Origin of the sequence: Arthrobacter sp. NPDC089319, assembly GCF_040684925.1 — a bacterium.
Lineage (GTDB): Bacteria > Actinomycetota > Actinomycetes > Actinomycetales > Micrococcaceae > Crystallibacter.
This window is the reverse complement of record NZ_JBFBGZ010000019.1, coordinates 21,878-28,482: the sequence shown is the minus strand read 5'-3', so window position 1 is coordinate 28,482 and position 6,605 is coordinate 21,878. Positions and strand designations below refer to the sequence as shown.

6 protein-coding genes are annotated in these 6,605 nt (G+C 63.8%); 2 read left to right on the top strand and 4 right to left on the bottom strand.

All coding sequences use genetic code 11. From position 1 onward, the window contains the following. The 4 genes from AB0N75_RS18235 to AB0N75_RS18220 form a co-directional block, all read right to left on the bottom strand. The coding region (locus AB0N75_RS18235) for an aminopeptidase P family N-terminal domain-containing protein (protein WP_364652357.1) at window positions 1-242 on the bottom strand (242 nt) is incomplete at its 3' end. Between the two features lie 175 nt (window positions 243-417). Then, window positions 418-1,230 (bottom strand): creatininase, encoded by an 813-nt coding sequence (locus tag AB0N75_RS18230; protein WP_364652356.1) that lies wholly within the window; start codon window positions 1,228-1,230, stop codon window positions 418-420. Window positions 1,231-1,305: 75 nt separating this feature from the next. After that, on the bottom strand, window positions 1,306-3,072 hold the full coding sequence (locus AB0N75_RS18225) for a BCCT family transporter (protein ID WP_364652355.1): 1,767 nt from the start codon (window positions 3,070-3,072) through the stop codon (window positions 1,306-1,308). A gap of 179 nt (window positions 3,073-3,251) precedes the next feature. After that, window positions 3,252-3,920, bottom strand: a complete 669-nt coding sequence (locus AB0N75_RS18220) for a GntR family transcriptional regulator (protein WP_364652354.1) — start codon at window positions 3,918-3,920, stop codon at window positions 3,252-3,254. Window positions 3,921-4,090: 170 nt separating this feature from the next. On the opposite strand from AB0N75_RS18220, the gene glyA reads away from it, so the two are divergent. Continuing rightward, window positions 4,091-5,386: a serine hydroxymethyltransferase gene (gene glyA / locus AB0N75_RS18215; RefSeq protein ID WP_364652353.1), complete on the top strand. Its 1,296-nt coding sequence runs from the start codon at window positions 4,091-4,093 to the stop codon at window positions 5,384-5,386. After that, window positions 5,386-6,603: a sarcosine oxidase subunit beta family protein gene (locus AB0N75_RS18210; RefSeq protein WP_364652352.1), complete on the top strand. Its 1,218-nt coding sequence runs from the start codon at window positions 5,386-5,388 to the stop codon at window positions 6,601-6,603. Before glyA ends, AB0N75_RS18210 begins: the two co-directional genes overlap by 1 nt. The last annotated feature ends 2 nt before the right edge of the window (window positions 6,604-6,605 follow it).

Genomic DNA, 6,605 nt, shown 5'->3' with positions numbered 1-6,605 from the left:
ACTACCAGGGCGTAGTTGCGGCCGAACGTGGTGTAGAGGAAGTCCGAGTAGTACTTGATGCCGTGGTAGCTGGTCAGGATGACTGCGTCGAGTTCTTTGGCGGCCATGATGGCACGCAGCCCGGTCAGGCGGCGTTCGAACTCTGCATCGGAGAAGGTCAGTTGCTGCTTTTCTCCGTTGTGCAGGACTTTCAGACGCTCGAGTTCGGACACTGAATTCGGGGTGGAAGCTGCGATAGACATGTTGACTCCTTCTGAGACGGTAAAGGCCTGGAAGAAACTGGCCCATCCATACGGGGTGCGATGGCACGCGTTGACGGAGGGCTGAAAAAGGGGTGTTGCGCTGAATGCAACGCTGTTGCATTCAGTATCTAGCGTGACACGGCCCACGTCAAGGGCCGGGTGTTGGATTGCTGGGTTAGCGCGTCAGCCTGAGTTCGCGGGCAATGTCATGGGAGAGTGTGTCCACGACCTGGTCGAAGAGGAGCTTGCCTTTGTCTGCGTCCGAGCCGGCGGGGGAAGATAGGCAGCCGGTGGCCGGAGTCCGCGAAGGGACCACCGGCAGGCGGTCGAACTTCGGCAGGTCGGCGGGCGGATGGTCGACGCTTCGTTCCAGATTCACCAATCCAGGCTGCAGGTGGAGCATGAGCGAGGTTTCCAACACGCCGCCGTGCTCGATCTCCCAGCCCGGGAATCCATCCGGATAGACGGCCTCCAATGTTTCGCCCGCAACATAGTCCCAGTAAGACAGCAGGAGGACGCTTCGGTCATCGCCGGTGCTGATGCCCAGCTCCGTCAAGGCGAGATCTATCCCTTCGTAGAGGAACTGGTAATTTTCGAAATGGCCGTTGACGAAGACGACGTGGCATGCCCCCTGTGTGAAGAGCGAGGTCGTTAGGCACCGGGTCAGGCCAATCAGCGTGGCCGCATCAAGGCTTGTGGTGCCGGGCAGGTGGTTTCCGCCGCCGGACTTCTGTTGTGACTTGTAGCCGTACGTGACGGGTTGTGCGACCAGCGCGCCGGTTGTTTCCGCAACGGCGGCAGCGATGGACGTCGACAGGAGCGCATCCGTGCCCAGGGGGAGGTGGGGGCCATGCTGCTCCAAGGCTCCGACCGGGACAAGGACTACGCCATTGGTGCCGGCATCGACCCATGCCGCGAAGGTGTGGGCATCGATTTCGGACAAGTGGACGCTGGACGGATGGATGGCCGCCCGCGGGTGAGGGTTCATGTCATGCCTCCTTGATGGTGTGCGAACGAGGCGCGGCCTTGGGGGCCGCGCCTCGTCATGTGTGCGGTAGCGGTGCTAGTCGATCTGCCGCGTGGGCAGGCCATCCGCGTCGACGAAGTCGTCTTCGACGCGATGGTTCGGGTCGTTGATTTCTTTCTCCAGGAGTTTCACTTCTTTGTTTCGAAGTCTCAGTCGCCTGATGAGGTTGGCGATCATCAGGAGAATGACGAAGGCGAAGGGGAAACCGCCGATGATCGTGCCGGTTTGGACTGTATCGACGACGGCGGTGCCACCAAGGGACAGCAGGATCAGCGCCACGGCGGCGATGCTGGCCACCAATACCACCCGGAACCAGGGTCCCGACTTCTTCGGCGCCGAAACGAACTCCGCCAGTGCATAGGCCCCGGAATCAAGGCTGGTGATGTAGTAGGTCGCCACCAGGATCGTGGCGACCACAAGGAGAAGGCCGCCGATAACTGGCACCGCGTTGAGCATGGAGAACAGGCCGCTGGAAGTGTCCGCGGCGACGTCGGCCGAAATGGAGCCTTCGGATTCGTTGTCGTAGTGGAGAGCAGCGGAGCCGAGAATGCCGACCCAGATCATCACGATGAGTGAGGGGACGACGGTGACGCCGATGACGAATTCGCGAATCGTGCGTCCGCGGGAAATGCGGGCGATGAATCCAGCGACGAACGGCGAGAAGGCGATGACCCAGCACCAGATGAAGACGGTCCACCAGCCGTTCCAGCTGTCCTGCCAAGATTCCAGGGGTGCGGCCGAAGTCGGCGCATCAGTCCAGAAGCTCATCGGCAGGAAGTTGTAGAAGAATGAGCCGAAGGTCTGGGACATGTTCGAGATGATGAACACGGTAGGGCCGAAGACGAAGACGCCGACCATCAGCACAATGCTCAGGATGGAGTTGGTTTCGCTGATGCGTTTCATGCCTTTGTTGACGCCGAGGAAAGCCGAGACCGCGGTCAGGCCGCCCAGGGCGACAATGACGGCGATCCACAGGGCCGGTCCGGAGGCCAGTCCAGTGAAGGACGCCAGGCCCGAGGTGAACTGGAGCGCGGCGAACCCGAAGGAGGTGGCAAGGCCGAGCACGGTGGCCATGATGGCGAGCAGTTCAACGACCACGCCGGCGCTGCGCTGCGCCTTCTTGGGCAGGATGTCCACCGTTGCCTCGCGGAAGGTCAGCGTCTTGCCAAGGTTGTGATGCGAGTAGGCGAGGCAGACGGCGACCACACAGTACATGGCCCACGCTGTGAGCCCCCAGTGGAAGTACGTCCAGACCATGCCGCCCTCGCCGCCTGCGGCAGGGACAACAGGGCTTTCTTCGCGCATCATGATGGGCTGGGCCACGGACCAGAAGATGAGTCCGATGCCTTGACCGCAGGCAAAGAGCATGGAGTACCACGCGAAATTGTTGTGCTCCGGCTTGGCCTTTGGCCCGCCCAAGCGGATCTTGCCGACGCGGCTGACGGACAGCCAGACACAGACGGCCACGGCGATGAGTGAGTAAAGGATGAAGAGCCAGGTGAACCCGGAGGTGACGAAGGTTCGAAGTTGGTTGATGACCTCGGCCGCACCGCTTGGATTCACTGTGACAGCGATGATGAGGCCAAGGATCAGGACAGGCGGCAGGATTTTGATGATCGCCCGGTCGAGCGGCGGGATCAGTCGCCCCCGGAAGCGGGGGAGTTCGACCTTGCGTGCCTCCTGTTGTTGGTTCTCGTCGGCGGCTCGGGCCTCGGCCTGGTCAGGGGTGACGACTTCGCTGTCTTCACGGGTGGTGCGAGGGGTAGTGGCGCCATTGGATTTTTCTTGCTCATGAACGGACATGCCAGCGTCTCTTTCAGTCGGCGACCAGGGGCTGGTCGGCTGAGATGGGCTCTATCTGGTGAATAGGGCTGTGCCGAAGGCGCTGTTGCAGTTACAGCAACACAGGTGCAGCAAAGCATACAGTGGTCGCCATCACAGTCAAGAAGATATTTCAGCCCGCGGGCGGCTCCGCCCGCCGGCTACAGCACGGCGCGGATTGTTTTTTCGAAGCTGGTGATGTGTTCTAGGGCGAGGCGGGAGGCGCGGTCCGCATCGCCGTCGACGATTGAATCCAGCAGTTCCACGTGTTCGGTGATGTGGCCGGCGACGGAGGGCACTCTGTCCAGCACCAGGCACCAGATCCGGGTTGCCAGGTTGTCCAACCGGATCAGCGTGTCCTCCAGATGCGGGTTGCCGGCGGCACGGTAGATGGCCCGGTGCACGCTGAGGTCATAGCGCATCAGGTCATGCGTCTCCGGCCGATCGTCCTCGAGCTTCTCGATCTCCCGGGCCAGTCCCGAGAGTTCCGCGCGCATGGCTGCGCCGGCAGATTCTGCGGCCTTGCGGGCGGCGAGGGGCTCCAGCACGCGGCGCACTTCGGAAACCGCGGCCAATTCGGTGATGTCCACGATGGTGGCAAAGGTGCCGCGCCGGGGATAGGAGATGACCAGATGGTCGATCTCCAGTTTTTTCAGGGCTTCGCGCACGGGGGTGCGGCCGAAGCCCAGCTGGGCCGCCAGCTGGCCGTCGTTGATCGGAGCGCCGGGCCGGATGTCCAGCATGATCAGCTTGTCCCGCAGTGCCCGGTAGGCCTGTTCGGCCAGCGACAGGGGCTCGGTGCCGGCATCGGTTTCGGCGGTGATGCTCATGGTGCTCCTTGCAGGGTCGGGGCCGTTGGTGGTCGGGCGGGTTGTCAGATCAAAAGGGCTTTGGAACAACCCTTGACTCGCTGTGATCTCCATCATACTATTGCAACCAGTTCTGATATATCAGTCACACATTAGTCGTGTTGGAACAGTTTCTTCAAAGGAGTTATCGGATGGCGAACACACTTTCCGCCACCTTGGCAGCCGCGGATCCCGAGGTTGCCGCAGCCATTGGCCGCGAGCTGGAACGCCAGCAGACCACGCTGGAAATGATCGCGTCGGAGAACTTCGCGCCCCAGGCCGTGATGGAAGCCCAAGGATCGGTGCTGACCAACAAGTACGCCGAGGGCTATCCGGGCCGGCGCTACTACGGCGGCTGCGAGCACGTGGACGTGATCGAGCAGTTGGCCATTGACCGGGTGAAGGAACTTTTCGGAGCCGAGGCCGCCAACGTGCAGCCGCACTCCGGCGCCCAAGCCAACGCTGCGGCGATGTTCGCGTTGCTCACGCCCGGCGACACCATCCTGGGCCTGGACCTGGCGCACGGCGGCCACCTGACCCACGGCATGAAGATCAACTTCTCCGGCAAGCTCTACAACGTTGTCTCCTATGCCGTGTCCGAGTCCGACCACCAGATCGACATGGCGGACGTTGAGCGGCTCGCCGTCGAGCACGAACCGAAGCTGATTGTGGCCGGCTGGTCCGCCTACACCCGGCAGCTGGATTTCGAAGCGTTCCGCCGCATCGCGGACAAGGTCGGCGCCTACCTGATGGTGGATATGGCGCACTTTGCCGGACTCGTCGCCGCCGGACTGCACCCGAACCCGGTGCCCTACGCCGACGTCGTCACCACCACCACGCACAAGACGCTCGGCGGCCCGCGCGGGGGAGTCATCCTTTCCAAGCAGGAGCTGGCCAAGAAGATCAATTCGGCGGTGTTCCCCGGCCAACAGGGCGGCCCGCTGGAGCACGTCGTGGCGGCCAAGGCCGTGGCCTTCAAATTCGCCGCCTCCGACGAGTTCGCCGACCGGCAGCGCCGCACGCTGGAAGGCTCGCAGTTGCTGGCCAAGCGCCTGCTGGCCGATGACGTTGCCGCAGCCGGCATCAGCCTGGTCAGCGGCGGCACCGACGTGCACCTGGTTTTGGTGGACCTGCGCCATTCGGAACTGGACGGCCAGCAGGCCGAGGACCGGCTGCACTCCATCGGCATCACGGTGAACCGCAACGCCGTGCCCTTCGATCCGCGCCCGCCGATGGTCTCGTCCGGCCTGCGGATCGGCACCCCGGCGCTGGCCACCCGCGGCTTTGGCGCCGCCGAATTTGCCGAGGTGGCCGACATCATCGCCACCGCGCTGAGCCGCGAACCCGCCGCGGACCTGCTGGCCGGACTGCGCAGCCGCGTCACCGTGCTGGCGGAGAAGTTCCCGCTGTACCCCACCCTCAACGCCGAGCCGAACGGAGCCGCATAATGGCCGATCTGCTGCCCGAGCATCCCGATTTCCTGTGGCGGAATCCGGAGCCGAAATCCTCCTACGACGCCGTGATTGTTGGCGGCGGCGGCCACGGGCTGGCCACGGCCTACTTCCTGGCCAAGAACCACGGCATGACCAACATCGCCATCCTGGAACGCGGCTGGCTGGCCGGCGGCAACATGGCCCGCAACACCACGATCATCCGCTCCAACTACCTGTGGGATGAGTCGGCGGCCATCTACGAGCACTCGCTGAAGCTCTGGGAGCAGCTGCCGGAAGAACTCGAGTACGACTTCCTATTCAGCCAGCGCGGCGTGCTCAACCTGGCGCACACGCTGGGCGACGTCCGCGAATCCGTCCGCCGGGTGGAGGCCAACAAGCTCAACGGCGTGGACGCCGAATGGTTGACGCCCCGGGAAGTCAAAGAGGTCTGCCCGATCGTCAACATCGGCGATGACATCCGCTACCCGGTCATGGGCGCCACCTACCAGCCGCGTGCCGGCATCGCCAAGCACGACCATGTGGCGTGGGCCTTCGCCCGCAAATGCGACGAGATGGGCGTGGACATCATCCAGAACTGCGAGGTCACCGGCTTCCTCAAGGACGGCGACCGCGTGACCGGCGTCGAAACCACCCGCGGCCGGATCCTGACGGACAAGGTGGGCCTCGCGGCCGCCGGGCACAGCTCGGTGCTGGCGGAACTGGCCGGCTTCCGGCTGCCGATCCAGTCGCACCCGCTGCAGGCCCTGGTCTCCGAACTGTTCGAGCCGGTGCACCCCACCGTGGTGATGTCCAACCATGTCCACGTCTACGTCTCACAGGCGCACAAGGGTGAACTGGTGATGGGCGCGGGCATCGACAGCTACAACGGATACGGCCAGCGCGGCGCCTTCCACGTCATCGAGGAACAGATGGCCGCCGCCGTCGAACTGTTCCCCATCTTTGCCCGCGCACACCTGCTGCGCACCTGGGGCGGGATCGTGGACACCACCCTGGACGCCTCGCCGATCATCGGCCCGACGCCGGTGGACGGCATGTTCGTCAACTGCGGCTGGGGCACGGGCGGCTTCAAGGGCACCCCGGGTGCCGGCTACACCTTCGCCCACACCATCGCCACCGGGGAAGCGCATCCACTGAACGCACCGTTCGCGCTGGACCGCTTCGAAACCGGCCATCTAATCGACGAGCACGGCGCCGCTGCCGTGGCCCACTAGGA

Bases quoted from the DNA above. Each gene is read 5' to 3' on its own strand.
- AB0N75_RS18230 (WP_364652356.1), bottom strand. From the start codon at position 1,230: ATGAACCCTCACCCGCGGGCGGCCATCCATCCGTCCAGCGTCCACTTG.
- AB0N75_RS18225 (WP_364652355.1), bottom strand. From the start codon at position 3,072: ATGTCCGTTCATGAGCAAGAAAAATCCAATGGCGCCACTACCCCTCGC.
- AB0N75_RS18220 (WP_364652354.1), bottom strand. From the start codon at position 3,920: ATGAGCATCACCGCCGAAACCGATGCCGGCACCGAGCCCCTGTCGCTG.
- glyA (WP_364652353.1), top strand. From the start codon at position 4,091: ATGGCGAACACACTTTCCGCCACCTTGGCAGCCGCGGATCCCGAGGTT.
- AB0N75_RS18210 (WP_364652352.1), top strand. From the start codon at position 5,386: ATGGCCGATCTGCTGCCCGAGCATCCCGATTTCCTGTGGCGGAATCCG.